The 17,342-nt window shown below is 74.7% G+C and carries 17 protein-coding genes and 1 riboswitch; of the genes, 9 read left to right on the forward strand and 8 right to left on the reverse strand.

The genetic code is table 11. The annotated features are described in order from the left end of the window. Positions 1 to 122: 122 nt before the first annotated feature. Genes ACXJKG_RS10770 through ACXJKG_RS10785 form a run of 4 tightly spaced genes read left to right on the forward strand, consistent with a single transcriptional unit; the run spans position 123 to position 2,986 of the window. The gene (locus ACXJKG_RS10770) at positions 123 to 674 is read left to right on the forward strand and encodes a Na+/H+ antiporter subunit E (protein ID WP_456845755.1); all 552 of its coding nucleotides are present in this window, start codon (positions 123 to 125) and stop codon (positions 672 to 674) included. Continuing rightward, the gene (locus tag ACXJKG_RS10775) at positions 671 to 1,081 is read left to right on the forward strand and encodes a monovalent cation/H+ antiporter complex subunit F (protein WP_456845756.1); all 411 of its coding nucleotides are present in this window, start codon (positions 671 to 673) and stop codon (positions 1,079 to 1,081) included. Before ACXJKG_RS10770 ends, ACXJKG_RS10775 begins: the two co-directional genes overlap by 4 nt. Beyond that, positions 1,078 to 1,479 (forward strand): monovalent cation/H(+) antiporter subunit G, encoded by a 402-nt coding sequence (gene mnhG / locus ACXJKG_RS10780; RefSeq protein ID WP_456845757.1) that lies wholly within the window; start codon positions 1,078 to 1,080, stop codon positions 1,477 to 1,479. The genes ACXJKG_RS10775 and mnhG overlap by 4 nt, the downstream gene beginning before the upstream one ends. 55 nt (positions 1,480 to 1,534) lie before the next feature. Then, positions 1,535 to 2,986 carry a phytoene desaturase family protein gene (locus tag ACXJKG_RS10785; protein ID WP_456845758.1) on the forward strand — a complete coding sequence of 484 codons (1,452 nt, stop codon included), beginning with the start codon at positions 1,535 to 1,537 and terminating at the stop codon, positions 2,984 to 2,986. A 62-nt stretch (positions 2,987 to 3,048) separates the two neighbouring features. Here the strand turns inward: ACXJKG_RS10785 and ACXJKG_RS10790 are convergent, their stop codons facing one another. The 7 genes from ACXJKG_RS10790 to ACXJKG_RS10820 all read right to left on the reverse strand — a co-directional run bounded on the left by ACXJKG_RS10790 (position 3,049) and on the right by ACXJKG_RS10820 (position 10,449). Continuing rightward, the gene (locus tag ACXJKG_RS10790; protein ID WP_456845759.1) at positions 3,049 to 3,339 is read right to left on the reverse strand and encodes a DUF4235 domain-containing protein; all 291 of its coding nucleotides are present in this window, start codon (positions 3,337 to 3,339) and stop codon (positions 3,049 to 3,051) included. A gap of 65 nt (positions 3,340 to 3,404) precedes the next feature. Next, on the reverse strand, positions 3,405 to 4,055 hold the full coding sequence (locus tag ACXJKG_RS10795) for a response regulator transcription factor (RefSeq protein ID WP_456845760.1): 651 nt from the start codon (positions 4,053 to 4,055) through the stop codon (positions 3,405 to 3,407). Beyond that, entirely contained in the window at positions 4,046 to 5,596 is a 1,551-nt protein-coding gene (locus ACXJKG_RS10800) for a hypothetical protein (RefSeq protein ID WP_456845761.1), read from the reverse strand. The genes ACXJKG_RS10795 and ACXJKG_RS10800 overlap by 10 nt, the downstream gene beginning before the upstream one ends. After that, entirely contained in the window at positions 5,593 to 7,095 is a 1,503-nt protein-coding gene (locus ACXJKG_RS10805) for a sensor histidine kinase (RefSeq protein ID WP_456845762.1), read from the reverse strand. Before ACXJKG_RS10805 ends, ACXJKG_RS10800 begins: the two co-directional genes overlap by 4 nt. Further along, a complete protein-coding gene (locus ACXJKG_RS10810; RefSeq protein WP_456845763.1) occupies positions 7,092 to 7,439 on the reverse strand; it encodes a response regulator in 348 nt (115 codons plus the stop codon). The genes ACXJKG_RS10805 and ACXJKG_RS10810 overlap by 4 nt, the downstream gene beginning before the upstream one ends. After that, complete coding sequence (gene dctP / locus ACXJKG_RS10815) at positions 7,439 to 8,911, reverse strand: TRAP transporter substrate-binding protein DctP (RefSeq protein ID WP_456845764.1); 1,473 nt, start codon at positions 8,909 to 8,911, stop codon at positions 7,439 to 7,441. Before dctP ends, ACXJKG_RS10810 begins: the two co-directional genes overlap by 1 nt. Positions 8,912 to 8,988: 77 nt before the next feature. Beyond that, on the reverse strand, positions 8,989 to 10,449 hold the full coding sequence (locus ACXJKG_RS10820) for a TRAP transporter substrate-binding protein (protein WP_456845765.1): 1,461 nt from the start codon (positions 10,447 to 10,449) through the stop codon (positions 8,989 to 8,991). A 106-nt stretch (positions 10,450 to 10,555) separates the two neighbouring features. Next, positions 10,556 to 10,671, forward strand: a riboswitch (TPP riboswitch). Between the two features lie 75 nt (positions 10,672 to 10,746). Here ACXJKG_RS10820 and ACXJKG_RS10825 point away from each other — a divergent pair. The 4 genes from ACXJKG_RS10825 to ACXJKG_RS10840 all read left to right on the forward strand — a co-directional run bounded on the left by ACXJKG_RS10825 (position 10,747) and on the right by ACXJKG_RS10840 (position 15,353). Then, positions 10,747 to 11,787: a thiamine ABC transporter substrate-binding protein gene (locus ACXJKG_RS10825; protein ID WP_456845766.1), complete on the forward strand. Its 1,041-nt coding sequence runs from the start codon at positions 10,747 to 10,749 to the stop codon at positions 11,785 to 11,787. Between the two features lie 7 nt (positions 11,788 to 11,794). Next, a complete protein-coding gene (locus ACXJKG_RS10830; RefSeq protein WP_456845767.1) occupies positions 11,795 to 13,534 on the forward strand; it encodes an ABC transporter permease in 1,740 nt (579 codons plus the stop codon). Continuing rightward, on the forward strand, positions 13,528 to 14,514 hold the full coding sequence (locus ACXJKG_RS10835; protein WP_456845768.1) for an ABC transporter ATP-binding protein: 987 nt from the start codon (positions 13,528 to 13,530) through the stop codon (positions 14,512 to 14,514). Before ACXJKG_RS10830 ends, ACXJKG_RS10835 begins: the two co-directional genes overlap by 7 nt. A gap of 68 nt (positions 14,515 to 14,582) precedes the next feature. Beyond that, a complete protein-coding gene (locus ACXJKG_RS10840; protein ID WP_456845769.1) occupies positions 14,583 to 15,353 on the forward strand; it encodes a hypothetical protein in 771 nt (256 codons plus the stop codon). Here the strand turns inward: ACXJKG_RS10840 and ACXJKG_RS10845 are convergent. After that, positions 15,340 to 16,449 carry an N-acetyltransferase family protein gene (locus tag ACXJKG_RS10845; RefSeq protein WP_456845770.1) on the reverse strand — a complete coding sequence of 370 codons (1,110 nt, stop codon included), beginning with the start codon at positions 16,447 to 16,449 and terminating at the stop codon, positions 15,340 to 15,342. The two genes, ACXJKG_RS10840 and ACXJKG_RS10845, sit on opposite strands and share 14 nt — an antisense overlap. A 68-nt stretch (positions 16,450 to 16,517) precedes the next feature. Here ACXJKG_RS10845 and ACXJKG_RS10850 point away from each other — a divergent pair, with 68 nt between their 5' ends. After that, the gene (locus ACXJKG_RS10850) at positions 16,518 to 17,150 is read left to right on the forward strand and encodes a hypothetical protein (protein WP_456845771.1); all 633 of its coding nucleotides are present in this window, start codon (positions 16,518 to 16,520) and stop codon (positions 17,148 to 17,150) included. Positions 17,151 to 17,342 lie beyond the last annotated feature (192 nt).

Genomic DNA, 17,342 nt, shown 5'->3' on the forward strand with positions numbered 1-17,342 from the left:
CTGTACGCCTACACCGAGCGCGCGGCGGTCGCGCTGGCCGAGCGCACCCCCTACGTCGACGCGGTGCTGCCCGACGGCGAGCGCGGCCAGGGCGTGTCCGACGACGTGGCGGAGGACCACCCATGAGCCTGCACCAGCGCCGCCGGGCCTGGCGGACCCAGTGGGCGACCGTCACCTGGCTGACCGTCGTCTGGGTGTTCCTGTGGGGCGACCTGTCGGTCGGCAACGTGCTGGCCGGCCTGCTCATCGCGCTGGCCGTGACCACCGGGCTGCGGATGGCCCCCATCGAGTTCCACGGGCGGATCCGCCCGGTCGGGCTGGTCAGGCTGCTGCTGCGGTTCGCCACCGACCTGGTCAAGGCGTCGTTCGAGGTCAGCCTCATCGCGCTGCGCCCGCGGTACGTGCCCCGCGGCGCGGTCATCGGCGTGCAGCTGCGCAGCCACTCGGACCTGTACCTGACCATGACCGCCGAGCTGGCGTCGCTGGTGCCGGGCTCGCTGGTGGTCGAGGCGCACCGGCTGACCGGGATGCTGTACCTGCACGTGCTGGACGTGCGGAGCAGCGGCGGGATCGAGGCCGCGCGGCAGTCGGTGCTGGACCAGGAGGAGCGGGTGCTCAGGGCGTTCGCGTCGGACGAGGAGCTCGACGCGGCCGGGCTGGGGGTGCGCACATGACCGCCGTCGTCGTCGTCTGCGGGGTGCTGCTCACCGTCGGGGCGGTGCTGGCCGTGATCCGGGCCGAGAAGGGTCCGTCGATGCTGGACCGGACCGTCGCGCTCGACATCGTCGTGACCACGATGATCGCCGCGGTCGCGCTGTACGCGGCCGTCAACCGCCGCGCGGACGTCGTGCCGATCCTCGTGGTGCTCTCGCTGGTCGGCTTCGTGGGCTCCGTGACCATCGCGCGCTTCGCGTCCGTGGAGCCCGAGGGCGAGGGCCGGGTGCGCACGCGCGAGGAGATCGCGGCGCAGGAGGCCCTGCGGATGGACGCCGAGGACGACGCCGAGGAGGGCCGCCGCTCGGGTCGACGCGAGGGGGCCGACGAGCACCACGGCGGCGGCGCCGACGGGGAGGTCCGATGAGCCCGGAGCAGTGGACCACGGTCGCGGACGTGGCGTCGGCCGTCTGCCTGCTCGGGGGCGCGTTCCTCGCGTTCGCGGCGGGCGTCGGCGTGCTGCGGTTCCCCGACCTGCTGGCCCGCATGCACGCGGGCACGAAGCCGCAGGTGCTCGGGCTCGTCCTCGTGCTCATCGGCCTGGCCCTGCGGCTGCGGTCCGGCGGGGCGGTGTGGGCGCTGGTGCTGGTGGCCGTCTTCCAGATGCTCACCGCGCCGGTCGCCGCGCACATGGTCGGCCGTGCCGGGTTCCGGACCGGCAAGGTGCGGCGGGACCTGCTGGTGGTGGACGAGCTGACCGACGACACCGAGCGGGCGCGCGCCCGGGACGTCGACCGCCCCGACGACGAGGATCCCCGGGACTGACCAAGCGGGAGCGAACAGGGCAGACTCGGCAGATGGCGGCATCCCCGGCGCAGCGATGACCAGGCCCGACGTCGTCGTCGTGGGCTCGGGCCCCAACGGGCTCGCGGCCGCGGTGACGCTGGCCCGCGCGGGGCTCTGGGTCGAGGTCCTGGAGGCCCAGCCGACCGTCGGTGGGGGCGCCCGGACGCTCGATCTCGGGCTCGCCGACGGCATCGTGCACGACCTCTGCTCGGCCGTGCACCCGATGGCGTGGGCGTCGCCGTTCTTCGAGGCGTTCGACCTGCGGGCGCGCGGCGTCGAGCTGCTGGTCCCCTCCGTGTCCTACGCCCACCCGCTGCCCGCCGGGCGCGCGGGCCTGGCCTACCGCTCGCTCGAGCGCACGGTCGCCTCGCTCGGGGCCGACGGCCCTGCCTGGCGGTCGCTGGTCGGTGGGTCGGCCGCGGACGTCGTGAAGGTCGCGCTGGGCGACAAGCGCTCGGTGCCCCGCGTCGACCCCCGTGCGGCCGTCCGGTTCGGGCTCGGGGTGCTCGAGCAGGGCACGCGGGCGTGGGACCGCCGGTTCGTCGACGACGTCGCGCCCGCCCTGCTGACGGGCGTGGCCGCGCACGCCATCAGCCCGCTGCCCTCGCTCCCCGCGGCCGGCGCCGCGCTGCTGCTGGCGACGCTCGGGCACGGGGAGGGTGGATGGCCGATCCCGCGCGGCGGCTCCGGGGCGATCACGGCCGCGCTGCTGGCGGACCTGGTGGCCCACGGCGGGTCTGTCCGGGTGGACCACCGCGTGCGGCGGTACGAGGACCTGCCGATGGCGCACTGCTACGTGTTCGACACGACGCCGCGCGCGCTGGTCGAGGTGATGGCCGACAGGCTTCCGCCGCGTTCCCGCGAGGCCCTGGAGGCCTTCCGGTACGGCGACGCCGCGGCCAAGGTCGACTTCGTGCTGTCCGGCCCGGTGCCGTGGGCCGTGCCCGACGTGGGCCTGGCGGGAACAGTGCACGTGGGCGGGACCCGCGCGGAGATGGCCCGGTCCGAGGCGGCGGTCGCGCACGGCGAGCACGCGCAGCTGCCGATGGTGCTGGTCAGCGACCCGACGGTGGTGGACCGTTCACGGGAGTCAGGTGGCTATCGACCGCTCTGGACCTACGCGCACGTGCCCAAGGGCTCGTCCGTCGACGTCACCGAGGTCGTCACCCGGCACATCGAGCGGTACGCGCCGGGGTTCCGGGACGTCGTCGTCACGTCGCGCTGCACGCCGGCCGCCCACCTGAGCGACCACAACGAGAACTACGTCGACGGCGACATCTCCGCCGGGGCCGCCAGCCTCGGCCAGCTGTTCGCCCGCCCGACCCGGCGGCTTGACCCGTACTTCTCCGGCCGCGCGGGCGTGTACCTCTGCTCGGCCTCGACCCCGCCGGGTCCCGGCGTGCACGGCCTGGGCGGCTGGTACGCGGCGCGGCGGGTGCTGCGGGAGTTCGGCATCTCGTCGATGCCGAGCCTGGCGCCGGCCTGACGCCTCAGCGCGCGCCGATCCAGCCGATGTCGTCCCCCGCGGTCCGAGCCGGTCCTCCGTGCTCAGTCGGTCGGGTCGAGATCCGGCTTCGCGTCGACCCTCGCGGTGAACTTGGCGGTCCCGCGCGTGGCCAGCACCCGGGCCACCGCCACGAGCGCCCCGGTGAGAGCGGTCGCGGCGACGAGCTCCGCCAGCCCGGCGTCCCCCTCGTCGTCGGCCTTCGGCGGCTTGTGGCCGGTCTTGGCCTTCCACGCCAGGTTGAGCACCTGCTGGACCGCGAAGGCGGCGGCGACCGCGGCGAGGGTGCCGATGAGCTTGGCGACGATGGACTGCTTCTGCTTGTCGTCCGACATGGGTCCTCCGTGGGTGGCGAACGGGGTCTGGTTCGACCGTAGTCGGCGACGCAAGAGCCCGCTGGTCAGCGAGCCGACCGCAGGTACGTGAGCGCGGCGAGCACGCGGCGGTGGACGGCGGGCTCCTCGGCCAGGCCGAGCTTCGCGAACGTGCGGGTCACGTGGGTCTCGACGGTCCGCTCGCTGACCACGAGCCGCTCCGCGATCCCTCGGTTGGACAAGCCCTCGGCCAGGAGCGCGAGGACCTCCCGCTCGCGCGGCGACAGGTCGTCGAGCGGGTCGGCCGGCCGTCGCCGACCGAGGAGCAGCGACACGATCCCGGGGTCGATGACGGTCTCGCCGTCGGTGAGCCGGCGCAGGGCGTCCAGCAGGACGGCGACGTCGAACACCCGCTCCTTGAGCAGGTAGCCGACGCCCTCCGGGCGCTCCTCGACCAGCCGCAGCGCGTACGTCGGCTCCACGTACTGGGACAGGACGAGCACCGCGACCGACGGGTGGGTCCGCAGGACGTGTTCGGCGGCGACGATCCCCTCGTCCGTGTGGGTGGGCGGCATCCGCATGTCGACGATCGCGGCGTCGGGGACCAGGGTCGCGACGAGGCCGAGCAGCTGCGCGGCGTCGCCCGCCTGGCCCACGACCTCCACGCCCGCCTCGCCCAGCAGGTGGACGATGCCTTCCCGGGTCAGCAGGCTGTCATCGGCGACGACTACGCGCACGGCAGCACCGCCCGCAGCGCGTCCCGGTCGTGCGTCATGCTGCCGCCGAGCGCGCCCGTGCGGTCGCGCAACGAGTCCAGGTCGGTGGGCCTGCCACCGACCACGTCCACCACCAGCTCGCCGCCGTCGAGCTGCACCGAGGCCCGCGAGCCGGGCTGCGCGGTGCGGGCGACCAGGAGGTAGGCGGTCAGCTCGACCTCGGGCGCGAACCTCCCGGACGGGACGGCGTCGAGCTGCACGTCCGGGATCGACTCGAGCGCCGGCGCCAGCCCCGCATCGGCGAGCACGGCGGGGTAGATGCCGTGGGCGAGCGCGCGCAGACCTGTGAGGGCATCGAGCACCTCGTCGATCCATCGTGCGGTCCGGGCGGACGGCGGCGCGAGTCGCAGCTCGTAGCTGGCCGCGACGAGCCGCTGCTGGGACCCGTCGTGGAGGTCGCGCTCGACCTGCCGCCGGGCGGCGTCGGCCGTCTCGACGACGCGTTGGCGCGACTCGCGCAGCTGCGAGAGCTGGGCGAGCATGCCGGCCCGCAACCGTTCGCTGTCCAGTGCGACCCGGGCGGCCGGACCGATCTCGAGCTCGGCGGGCGGGTCGCCCGCGACGTCGAGCGCCGCGACGACCTGACCTGCCCGGGTGATCAGCGCCGCCGTCGCGCCCGGACCGGCCTCACCGGGGGCCCCGGAACCGTCGGCCCGGACCCACCGGTCGGACCCGGGGAGCCAGTACCGGACGGAGACGCCGGCGCCGAGGACGTGCTGGAGCTCGGCCTCGACCGTCCCGGGGCCGGACGCGGCGCTCAGGCGTGCCGCGAGCCGCCCCAGGTCGCGGCGTTGCCGCGCCAGGCGCCCCGATCCCACGACGAGCGCCGTGCCCAGCACGACCAACGCCGCCGCCTGGACGGCGAGCCACGTCGGTGTGGGCGGCACCAGGCCCGCGACCCCGGCGACGACGACCGTCCCGAGCGGGAGCGCCGCGCGGCGCGACGCACCGCGCAGACCCCGGACCGCGACCGCCACGGCGCCGATCCAGACCACGGCCGCCAGGGCGTGGGAGGCGGTGGCCAGTGCGCCGGCGGCGGCGGGCGACGACGTCAGGAGCAGCGTCTCGGCATCGCAAGCGGACCGGCAGTCGGGGTCGAGGAACGGGTCCGCCACGAGGCTGTGGGCGAGCGACACCGCGGCCAGCGTGCCGTAGACGGCCCACAGCCGGCGGGAGCCCGACCTCCGGCGGAGGTCGACCGCCAGGTGGAGCACCGCCGCCGGGAGCAGTGCCGCCAGCACGGTCGCCGCGGTCCGCAGCGGAGCCGGGCCGGCGAACCACACGGCCCACAGCGGGGCGCACCACGCGACGCTGGCGATCGCGGGCCCGGTCACCACGGCGCGGTCCGTGACGAGCGCACGGGAGAGGGCCGCAGCCGCGAGCGCGAGGCCGGCGCCGACGAAGAGGGCGGCGCTGACGGGCGGCTCCACCACCGGGATCAGCCCGGCCGTCGCGACGGCCACGACGAGCGCGAGCGCGGCGGTGACGACCCGGCGGGTCACGACCGACCCCCCGCCACCGGCACGCGGACGACGAGCCGGGTCCCCGACCCGGTCGGCGAGTCGAGCTCGACCATCCCGCCGACCGAGGCAACCCGGTCGTACACGCCGGTGAGTCCGGCACCCCGGTCGCGCGCCGCGCCGCCGGCACCGTCGTCGACGACCGACAGCTCGAGCGTCCCGCCGGGGTGCTCCCGCGCGACGATCGCGACCGTGCTGGCCCGCGCGTGCTTGGCCACGTTGGTCAGTGCCTCGGCGCAGATCAGGTAGATCGCGGCGCGCACCGCGTCGGTGAGCGGGACGTCCGTCGCGTCGACCGTCGTCGGCACGGGACACGCGGAGGCGAGCTCGTGCAGGACCCGGTCGAGCGAGTCCGAGGCCGCCGACGGGGACAGCCCGAGGGTCAGTCGTCGCAGGTCGTCCCGGGTGGCGCGCAGGTGCTCCGCGACCCTCCGCAGGTGCGGGTCGTCCTGGTCGGCGAGCTCCGCGAGGAGCTCCTGGATGCGGGCGCCACTTCCGGTCTCGATCTGGGTGCGCACGTCCGCCCGCTCGCGCGCGGCGGACGTGATCAGGCGCTGCCGCGACAGCGTGAGCTCGTCCAGCTGAGCCTGCACCTGCGTCTGCAGCATCGCGTTCGTCAGGGTCAGGCGGGCTGCGTCGTCGACGGCGGCGAGCAGGGCCGGCTCGGCGAGCAGCTCGGTGTCGTGGTCGATCACCGCGACCGGCCGACCGGCGGCGACGACGGTCGTCCGGGTACGACCCGGCGCGGCGTCCGCGCCCGGGACCTCGTCGAGCGACCACAGCTGCAGGTCGGGGTCCCGCAGGGCGCGGCGCAGGTCGTCGACCAGCACGCCCGAGCCGGCCTCGCCGAGCTCGACGACGAGATCGGTGGCCTGCGGGGCCGACGTCGCGCGCAGCGACCGGGCGAGCACCGGCGCGGTGGCGACGAGCACCGCCTCGTACCCGATCAGCGCCGGGAGCGCGGAGCTCGCGGTGCTGAGCGCGGTCACCGCAGGCGGTACGACGAACGTCACGGCGAGCACGCAGCCGGCCCTCAGCGCCGTGGTGCGCTGGTGGCGACGTCGGCCCCGTGCCGGCCGACGCTCCAGCAGGAGGGCGAGCACGAGCGCGGCGGACAGGCCGGCGGCCCCGAGCGCCGAGTCCCACGGGGACACGAGCGCGGACGCGGCGCCCACGAGCACGACCGCCATTCCCGCGACGCGCGTCGTCGGCCACCAGGCCGGCATCGCGAGCAGCAGCGCGACGAGCACGGCCCGGTGCCAGAAGACGGTCGCCGGCCACAGGTCCGCCGCGTACCAGGCGAGCGCGACCCCCGCGGCGAGGACGGCGAACGGCCGGTGCCGGGGGGTTCCCCAGCCGGCGACGCCGCACCAGGCCGCGCCGACGGCGACATCGGGCAGCCAGACCATCGGGGACGTCGACGCCCGGACGGCGACCACGCCGAGGAGCCCGCCGAGCACACCGCGGACGCGCGCGGTCATCCCGCCTCCAGCAGCGCGCGGACGCGGGCCGGGGTGAGCTGCGCCTTCGGCACGAAGCCGACCACCAGCGCGGGGTCGAGCCGGCGGGTCAGCGCCGCGCTGGACACCAGGACGACGCGGGGTGCCGGGACCAGCCGCGCGAGCAGCTCGGCCACCTCGAAGCCCGTGGTGTCGGGGAGCCGGACGTCGAGCAGGACGATCTCGGGGCGCAGGCTCGCGCCCAGCAGGACACCGTCGGCGCCCGTCGAGGCCTGCCCGACCACGTCGAAGCCGTCGGACTCGAGCAGCGCCGACACCGCGTCGCGGAACGCGTCGGCGTCGTCGACCACGAGGACCGTGGTCATCAGCCGATCTTCCGGAACGGACCGCCGCCGAAGATCGCGGAGACGATGTCCTCGGCCCCAGATCCGGAGCGGACCCCGGTGAAGGTCAGGTCGGACCCGTCCAGCGTCCATCCGGCTCGGAACAGCACCTGACCGGCCGCGCTGCCGCAGCCCGTCACCGAGCCGCGCCCGAGGGTCACCGCCAGCACCCCGCCGTCGGTGGTGTAGGTGCTGCCCGGGCACTGGCCGTCGAGGTAGGCGCCGTCCGGCGTGAACGTGAGCGTCCACACCCCGGCGTGCTGCCCCGCGGCGACCGCGGTCGCGCCCATCGTCTCCAGGTCCTCAGCCGTGACCTCGCGGCGGTAGGTGCCGGTGGGGAAGGCCTCGGGGGTGTTGGGCGGTCGCACGACCTGCCCGGCCGTCGCGGGGGTACCGCCGCACGGCGCCGGTTCGGGCCGCGGGCTGCCCAGGGCCACGTCGGCGGTCGCGATCCGGTCCATGAGGTCGCGGGTCGTGGGGTCGCGGCGGAGCGCGGCGACCACCGGGGCGGTGCTGACCTGCAGGGCCCGGACCGCCGACGGCCCGGCGATCACGACCGACGACCCCGCGGCGCAGAACGCCCTCGCCTCGTCGTCGTCGGACGGCGCGGTGCTCACCACCCACGCGCGCGTGGCGTCGGCAGCCTGCTGGAGGGCCGCGCGCCGCTCTGCGCTGAGCCGGCCGAGCCGATCCGTGTTGATGACGACCGTGTAGGCCGAGGCGAACGGCGTCACGTCACCGGCGGTCGTCGTCGGCCCCGCGATCTCCTGGGCGACCGCGTACGTCGTCTCGAGGGCGTCGATCGACCCGTCGGCCAGGCCGGCGGCGACCGTCCCGTTGGCGTCCACGGGTTCGGCGCCGAGGGCGGAGAACGTCGACCAGGGAAGGCGGGCGTGCGGCGTGCGCACGGCCAGGCCGACGTAGTCCTCGGGTTCGATCACGGGGTCCTCGGCGCGGAACACGTGGCGCAGCCCCCCCGGCAGGATCGTGAGGCCGGTGGTCCCGGAGCCGCCCAGGCCCGCGAGCATGTCGGCGGCGATCGGGCCCGTCGTCACCCGGTCGAGCAGGGGGCCCGACGTGACGAGGAACGGTGTGGACAGCGCCTCGAAGCTCGTGACGCCGACCAGGTCCCACGTGCGGGTCGGGACCACGGCGAGATCGAGGTCGCCGGAGACCACCCGGTCGATCAGGGCCTTGTCGAAGTCGTGCTCGACGTCCTGGACGGCGTCGTCGACGGGGACCAGCTGCACGCCGCCGCCGGTCAACCGGTCGACCTGACTCGCCATCACGTGGGCCGCGTCCGCGGTGAGCCGGCCCGCCGGGTCCGGCGCGCCGATCCGCAGGCGCTCGACCGGTAGCGCCCCACCGGCACGGGACACGTCCGCGGCCTGGCACGCGGCGGTCGACAGGACGAGGCCGAGCGCCACGGCGACGACCGCTGCACATCTCACCACGCGACCCCCGTGCTGGTGACGGCCGGTCGCCGTCGCACCCCATCGTGGCGCGACGGCGACCGTTCGGACAGGTCCCATCAGTCGATCTTGGTGAACGGCTGCGCGCCGAACAGCGCCGGGATGAGGGGACCGGTGTCGACGGGCGACCGTGCCCCGGAGAAGGTCATCTGGTCGCTGTCGAGGTGCCAGCCCGAGAGGAACAGCACCTGCCCCGCCGCCGACCCGCAGCCCTGGACGGAGCCGGTACCGAGCGTCACCGTGAGGACGCCGCCGTCGACCGTGTAGGTGCTGCCCGGGCACTGGCCGTCGTCGTACGTGCCGTCCCGGAAGGTCATCGTCCAGGTCTGGGCGTTGTCCAGGGCGCTCGTCCCGGCGACGCCCTGGGAGCGCAGGAAGGCGGGGGTGACGTCCGCGGTGTAGGTCCCCTCCGGGAACTGCGCGGGGACGTTCGGCTCGGTCGTCGGTGCGACCCGCCCGTCGCACGCGACGGCGTCGGGGCCCGGGTTGCCGAGCCCGTCGTCGATCGACCGGATCGCGGCGATCGTCTCCTTGGTGCCCGGGTCCTTCTCGAGGCCGGCGTAGACGGGCTCGGCTGCGCGCCGTGCGGCGGCCAGCTCGTCCGGACCCAGGTCGACCACGGCGAGGTGCGACGCCGAGCAGTAGTCGGCGGCGGCCTCCGCGTCGGAGCGCCGGCTCGCGACCAGGCCGTCCCGCGTCCCGGCGGCGGCCTCGGCCAGGATCGTGCGCTGCTCGCCGGACAACCCCGCGAGCGCGGCGTCGCTCGCCGCCAGGGTGACCACGTAGGGATAGGGCACGAGGTTGCCGACGGCCGTGGCGGCGGCCGGTGTGCCCGGCGCGAGGTCGTAGGTGGTCTCCGCGGCACCCAGCGTCCCGGCCCGGACGGCCTCGGCGTAGTCGTTGCTCGTCGCGGGGTCGGCGGGGTCCATGCCGAGGGCGGACAGGAACGCCCAGACCGTCGGCGACTGCGGCCCGCGCACCCCCCGCCCGGCCATCTCGGCGACCGTCGTGGGCGGGGTGCCGAAGAAGTAGAGGTGCCGGAGCCCGATCGGCAGGAGCGCGAGACCGGTCGTGTCGACCTCCCCGAGGCCGTCGAGCATGGTCTGCGCCGTGTCGCCGGTGACCACGTGGTCGAGCAGGTCGTCGGTGCTGACCAGCATCGGCGCCTGGAGCGCGGCGAGCGACGTCACGCCGACGGTCTCCCAGGCGCGGGCCGGCACCATCGCGAGATCGACCTCGCCGTCGAGGAAGGCCTGGGCGAAGGCGTGGTCCCAGTCGTGGTCGGCCGGGGCGAGCGAGTACCGGCGCTCGATGACGATCGAGCCGTGGGAGAGGTCGGCGACCCGGGAGGCGAAGTCCTGCATCGCGTCGTCGGTCGGACGGCCCTCGGGCTCGCTGGTCCCGAGCGTCAGGGTGACCACGCCCGGCGTGGCCGACGTCGGTGCTGCGGGCGTCGAGCACCCGGTCAGCACGAGGAGGACCGCTGCTGCGGCGAAGCCGCTGATCCGGTGAAGGTTCATGTCGGCGACGCTAGGAAGGACGGGGCGCCGGGCCATCCGCGCTGGTACCCCATCTGGGGGGCCGTCGGTGCGGAGAACGCGCACGACCGCGCGGGCGTAGGATCACGGCGAACGACAGGGGAGCGTCGGACTCACGGGTCTGGACGCTGAGAGTGCGGACCACCGCAGACCCTCGAACCTGATCCGGTTGATACCGGCGTAGGGAGTCGGGCTTCTCAGTCCTCGCAGTGCGTGTCGGGCGTCCGCCCGCCGACCTGCGCGGACCCCCTCCTTTCTGACTGAGGAGGAGCATCACCCATGGCGAGGATCCACTCGCTCACCGCCAGTGCCATCAGCGGCGCCGTCCTCGGGGTCCTGGCCCTGGCAGGCTGCTCGGCCATCGGTTCCGACGAACCAGGCCCCAGCTCGTCGTCCGGCACCGTCACGCTGGTCACGCACGACTCGTTCGCGCTGTCCGACGGCATCCTGGCCGACTTCGAGAAGCAGACCGGTCTGAAGGTCGAGGTCGTCCAGCCGGGCGACGGTGGCACGCTGGCCAACCAGCTGGTGCTGACCAAGGACGCGCCGCTGGGCGACCTGGCGTACGGCGTCGACAACACGTTCGCGTCCCGCGTCGTCGACGAGGGCGTCATCGCGCCGACCACGACCAAGGACGCGTTCGAGGGCGCCCTGGTCCCGGTCGACTACGGCGACGTCTGCATCAACGTCGACCACACCTGGTTCACCGACCACGGTGTCGCGGAGCCCGTGACGCTCGAGGACCTCACCAAGCCCGAGTACAAGGACCTGCTGGTCGTGCCGAACGCGGTGACGTCGTCGCCGGGCCTCGCCTTCCTGCTGGCCACGGTCGGGGCTTTCGGCGAGGACGGCTGGCAGGCCTACTGGACCGCGCTGAAGGCCAACGGCGTCAAGGTCGCCGACGGCTGGTCCGACGCCTACTACACGGACTTCTCCGGTGGCGGCGCGAACGGCCCGCGCCCGATCGTGCTGTCCTACTCGTCGTCCCCGCCCTACACGATCCCCGAGGGCGGCACCGAGCCCACCACCGGCGCGCTGCTGGACACCTGCTTCCGGCAGACCGAGTACGCGGGCGTGCTGGCCGGCGCGGCGAACCCGACGGGCGCCCAGAAGCTGCTCGACTTCCTGCTCTCCGACGAGGTCCAGGACGACATCCCCGTGTCCATGTACATGTACCCGGCGAGCACGACGGCGACGCTGCCCGCCGACTGGGCCACGTTCGCGCCGCTGGCGACGAACCCGTTCGAGGTGGCCCCGGACGACATCACCAAGAACCGCGCGGCGTGGCTGACCGAGTGGTCGGACACGGTGATCGGCTGACCCTGCGATGACGACGACGCTCGTCCGACCCGACGCCCCGGTTGCCGTGGCGTCGGGTCGGGCGCGCCTCGTCGCGTTCTGGTCGCTGGCCGTCGCGGTCCCGCTGCTGTTCCTCGGGCTGTTCTTCGCGTGGCCGGTCGGGGTGATGATCTCGAAGGGCTTCGTCGTCGACGGGCACGTGGACCTCAGCGGGTTCGCCGACGTGTTCTCCCGCCCCCGGACCTGGCGCATCATCGGGCTGACGATCGCGCAGGCCGTGCTGGGCACCGTGCTGTCCGTCGCCCTCGGGGTGCCCGGCGCGTACGTGCTCTACCGGCACTCGTTCCGGGGTCGGTCCCTGGTCCGCGCGCTGGTCACCGTGCCGTTCGTGCTGCCGACGGTCGTCGTCGGCGTCGCGTTCCGGTCGTTGCTGGTCAGCGGCGGGCCGCTGGGCTTCCTGCACCTCGACGGCACGTTCGCGGCCATCGTCGCCGCGCTGGTCTTCTTCAACTACGCCGTCGTCGTCCGCGCCGTCGGGGGCCTCTGGGAGCGGCTCGACCCGCGCGCCGAGCAGGCCGCCCGGGCCCTCGGGGCCTCGCCGTGGCGCGCGTTCCGGACCGTGACGCTGCCTGCCCTCACGCCGGCGATCGCGTCGGCCGCGTCGCTGGCCTTCCTGTTCTGCGCGACCGCCTTCGGCACCGTGCTGGTGCTGGGCGGCCTGCAGTTCGGCACCATCGAGACCGAGATCTGGGTGCAGACGACGCAGTTCCTCGACCTGCGCGCCGCCGCCGTGCTGTCCGTCGTGCAGCTCGTCGTGGTGGCCGGGGCGCTCATCGTCGCGGGGCGCGCGCGGTCCACGCGGGAGCGGGCGCTGGCTCTGAGCACCGACGTGGACACGGTCCGGCCCCTGCGCCTGCGCCGGCCCGCCGGCATGCCGCCCGGCGACGGGCACGCGCTCACGCTCGCCGCCACGGCGGTGACTGCGGTCGTCGTCGTGATGCTCGCGCTCCCGCTGGTCAACCTCGTGCTCCGGTCTCTGCGGACCCGCGACGGGTTCGGGCTCGACAACTACGCGGCCCTCGGGACCACCGGCGGCTCGCTGACCGTGACCGTGTGGCAGGCGACGCTGAACTCCCTGCGGGTGGCGCTCGACGCCACGGTGATCGCGCTGGTCGTCGGCGGGCTCGTCGCGCTCGTGGTGTCCCGACGGCCCCGGCGCGCGGTCGGGCGGCGCGCCGTCGCCGGGCTGGACGCGCTGTTCATGCTGCCGTTGGGCGTCTCGGCGGTGACCGTCGGGTTCGGGTTCCTGCTGTCCATGCACCACCCGTTCGGGCTGCCGGTCGACCTGCGGACCAGCCCGATCCTCGTGCCGATCGCGCAGGCCGTCGTCGCCGTCCCCCTCGTCGTGCGGACCGTGCTGCCGGTCCTGCGCGCCGTCGACCCCCGGCTGCGGGAGGCCGCGGCGACCCTGGGGGCAGGCCCCGGCCGGGTGCTGCGGACGGTCGACCTCTCGATCGCTGCCCGCTCGCTCGGCCTCGCGCTCGGGTTCGCGTTCGCCGCGTCGCTCGGGGAGTTCGGGGCCACGTCGTTCCTCGCCCGACCCGACCGGCCCACCCTGCCCGTCGTGATCTTCCGGCTCATCGGGAGGCCGGGCCCGGACCAGTACGGCATGGCGCTCGCCGCGTCGGTGGTCCTCGCGGTGCTCACCGCGGGGATCGTCGCGGCCTGCGAACGACTGCGCGCCCCCGGCGCCGGAGGTGAGTGGTGAACGGTCTGTCGCTGCACGACGTCACGGTGCGGTACGGGAGCGCGGTCGCGGTCGACCGGGTCACGCTCGACGTCGCCCCCGGGTCGGTCGTCGCCCTGCTGGGTCCGTCGGGCTGCGGGAAGTCGTCGCTGCTGCGCGCGGTGGCCGGGCTCGAGCCCCTCGGGTCCGGCACGGTCTCCTGGGACGGGTCCTCGCTCGCCGGCGTGCCGGTGTACCGGCGCGGGTTCGGGCTGATGTTCCAGGACGGGCAGCTGTTCGCGCACCGGTCGGTCGGCGGGAACGTGGCCTACGGGCTGCCGCGCGGGGCGTCGGTCTCACCGTTGCTCGAGCTGGTGGGCCTGTCCGGCTACGAGTCCCGCGCCGTCGCGACCCTCTCCGGCGGTGAGCGCCAGCGCGTCGCCCTGGCCCGTGCCCTGGCCCCCGAACCGCGGCTGCTGCTGCTCGACGAGCCGCTGTCCGCCCTGGACCGCTCCCTGCGCGAGCGCCTCGCCGTCGACCTGCGCGCGGCCCTCGTCGCCACCGGCACCACCGCCGTGTTCGTGACGCACGACCAGGACGAAGCGTTCGCCGTGGCCGACCGCGTGGCCGTGATGTCCGCGGGCCACCTGCTGCAGGTCGACGCGCCGGCCGACCTGTGGACCCGCCCGGCCACCCGTGAGGTCGCCTCGTTCCTGGGCTACGAGGCGTTCGTCCCGCTGGACAGCCCGGCCGCCGCGCCGTTGCGCGACGCGCTCGGTCGGCCCCCGGGCTCGGCCACCCTCGCCCTCGCCGAGGGGGCGTTCGTCGTGGGCCGCGGCGGGGTGGCCAAGGGGGCCGTCCGCGAGGTCACGTCGCGCCGCGGGCGGTCCGAGGTGCGCGTCGAGGTGGACGGGATCGGCGTCGTGACGGCCCTCGGCCCGGTGGGCGGGCGGTGGAACGTCGGCGACGTGGTGGAGCTCGGCATCGAGCCCGACGCGCTCGCGGTGCTGCCGCTCGACTGATCGCGCGCCGGGCGTCGCCGGACTACGGTCGGAAGCATCCGGGTGGTGCGAGTACCGAGGTGATGGCGATGACGCTGGAGCTCCGACAGATCGTGTCGATCGACATCGCCGTCCCGCTGGGCACGGTCTGGAAGCACCTGCGCGAGCCGGACCTGGTGCGCCGGTGGTTCGGCTGGGACCACGACGGGCTGGACGCGCAGATCCAGGAGATCTTCGTCGACGGACCGACCGAGCGGCAGGACGTCATCGGCGACGAGACCGTCCACGAGCTCCACTGGCCGCACCACGACACCCTCACGCTGCGCTCCGCCGTGCACGAGCCCCAGCACACGCACCTGACCATCACGCGGCGCAGCCACGAGGGCACCTCGTCGTTCGACGGCGTGCGCGACGAGGCGGACGAGGGCTGGATCGCCTTCGCGCACCAGCTGCGCTTCGCCGTCACCGTGCACCCCGACCAGGAGCGCCGCACGCTGAGCAGCTTCGGGCTGCCGGCCGGCGAGCGCGACGACCGCCTGCTCGACCGCGCGGGGCTCGTCGGCGTCCGTGGGGTGCCCATCGGCGGCCACGTGCAGGCGCGACGACCCGACGGCACCCTGCTCGGCGGCACCCTCGACTACGTGACGCCCCTGCAGATCGGGCTGCGGCTGCACGGGATCTCCGAGATGTACCTGGTGCTCATGGAGACGCCCGCGGCCCACACCCCGCCGCACGGCACCGTCGACGCGATCCTGTCCACGTACGGCCTGGACGACGTCACGTTCGGGCAGGTGGAGGAGCGGTGGAGCCGGTGGTGGACGCAGGCGATGCCGCACCCGGACCGCGTCAGGTCAGCTTGAGCTGCCACTCGCCGGCGCCACCCGCGGGCCGGAAGCCGAGCGCCACGTTGATCGAGAGCATGTAGGAGTTCTCCTCGGCGTTCCACGTGCCGATCCGCCGGACCTCGGGTCGCTCCTGCGCGAGCCGCTGCAGGTTCGCTGTCTTGACCAGCATGCCGAGGCGCTTGCCGCGGTGCTCCTTCAGCACGAGCGTGTCGTGCTGGTGCACGAACTCGTCCAGGGAGGCGACGGCCATGAACGCCGTGTACGCGGCGAGCGTGTGCGTCGGCAGGTGCTCGGCGGCCAGCACCAGCAGCTCGATCCCGCGCTCCTCGAACTGCTTCTCCGTGGTGCGGACCCGCTCCGCGTCCCAGACGTCCTCCTCGAGGTCCAGGCCACCGAGCGGCGCGTCCGTGCTCATCCGCGTGTTGAGCAGCGCGAACTGGTCCACCCACTCGTCCGGCGCCGAGCCGCGCCACGTGACGATGCCGTAGTCGGGGCCGGCCTTCGCCTCGGCCTGCGCGCGGTGCTCGGCGATGAATGCGGGGTCGAACGGGAGGTCGAACCGCGAGTAGCGGGCCACCTGCGCGAGCACGAAGCCGCGCTCCAGCGCGAACTTGGTGCCCGGGGTCGTCGTCGACACCCGGCCGGAGCCGGTCGTGGCGGGCAGCGTGTCGGGGCCCTCCGGCGGCTCGACCCGCTGGTCCACCGAGATCGTCAGGTTGGTCCGGCCGTCGGCGCGGACCGTCGCCTCCGCGGTGTCGAACAGGGCCGTGCCGATGCCCGCGCCGCGGTGCGCCGGCCGGACGCCGAAGTCGACGTGGGCCGTGTGCGTGTTGTCCTGCAGCGGCAGGTTCGCGGCCGCGTACCCCAGCACGCGGTCGGGGTCCGGGGCGTCGGCGTCGACGTCGCGCACGGCCACCCAGCGCGGCTTGCGGTCGTAGCGCTGGTCGTGCAGCGACCCCAGGACCTCTCGCGCGGTGCGCTCGAAGTCCCGGTTGCCCCACGAGTCCAGCAGGACCTCGTTGAGCGCCGCCGTGTAGCCGCGCAGCAACCACGCCTCGGGGGTGTCCACCGAGTCGGAGACCGGGACCTCACGGATCGACCACGTCGTCATGTGTCCACCATCCCCCTGCAGCCGTCCGGGGCGCGAGACCTTTACCGACCCGTCGCTAGTCTCACGAGATGGTGTGGCTCGAGGTCGTCGGCTGGATCGGCTCGCTGCTGGTCATCGTCTCGCTCGCTCAGGCGCGGGTGCTGCGCTTCCGGGTGCTGAACCTCTCCGGGGCCCTGATAGCCACGGTCTACAACACGATCGTCGGCATCTGGCCCTTCGCCGTGATGAACGCCGTCATCGCCGTCATCGACGTCTACTGGCTGGTCCGGCTCCTGCGCGAGCGGCACGACGAGCAGGTCTACGGCGTGCTCGAGGTCCCGTCCGACGACGCCGTCCTCCTCCACCTCCTCGACACCCACGCCCCCGACATCGCACGCTTCCACCCCGCGTTCGCCGCCGTCGACCCCGCGCCGTCCGCGTCCTTCGTCGTCGTCCGCGGCGACGAGCTGGTCGGCGCCGTCGTCGTGCGCGCCGCCGGCGCCGGGGTCGGCCGCGTCGACCTCGACTACGTCACCCCCCGCTACCGCGACTTCACGCCCGGGGAGTTCGTGTACCGGGACAGCGGCGTGTTCGCCGCCCACGGGTTCCGGCGCCTCGTGATCGGCGGCGCGCCCGTCAGCGAGTCGCGCAGCTACCTCGAGCGGGTCGGGTTCCGCCAGACCGCCGACGGCTGGGAGCGCGAGGTGGCGGCGGCCGCCTGACGCGGTTCACTCCGCCCTTGCGTCGGGCGTCTGTCCGGCCCGTCGGTCCTTACGTCCGCCGGCGCGCGTCCGTCCGTCTGGCCGCCCGTCCGCTCGCTGTCCGGGCCTGCGCCCCGTCCGCCTGCCCCGGCCTTCCGCTCGCCGTCCACGCGCGGCCGGCCGCCCATCGGACTTGCGCGCTCTCGCCCGCCC

It is taken from the genome of Cellulomonas sp. P5_C6 (genome assembly GCF_054049635.1).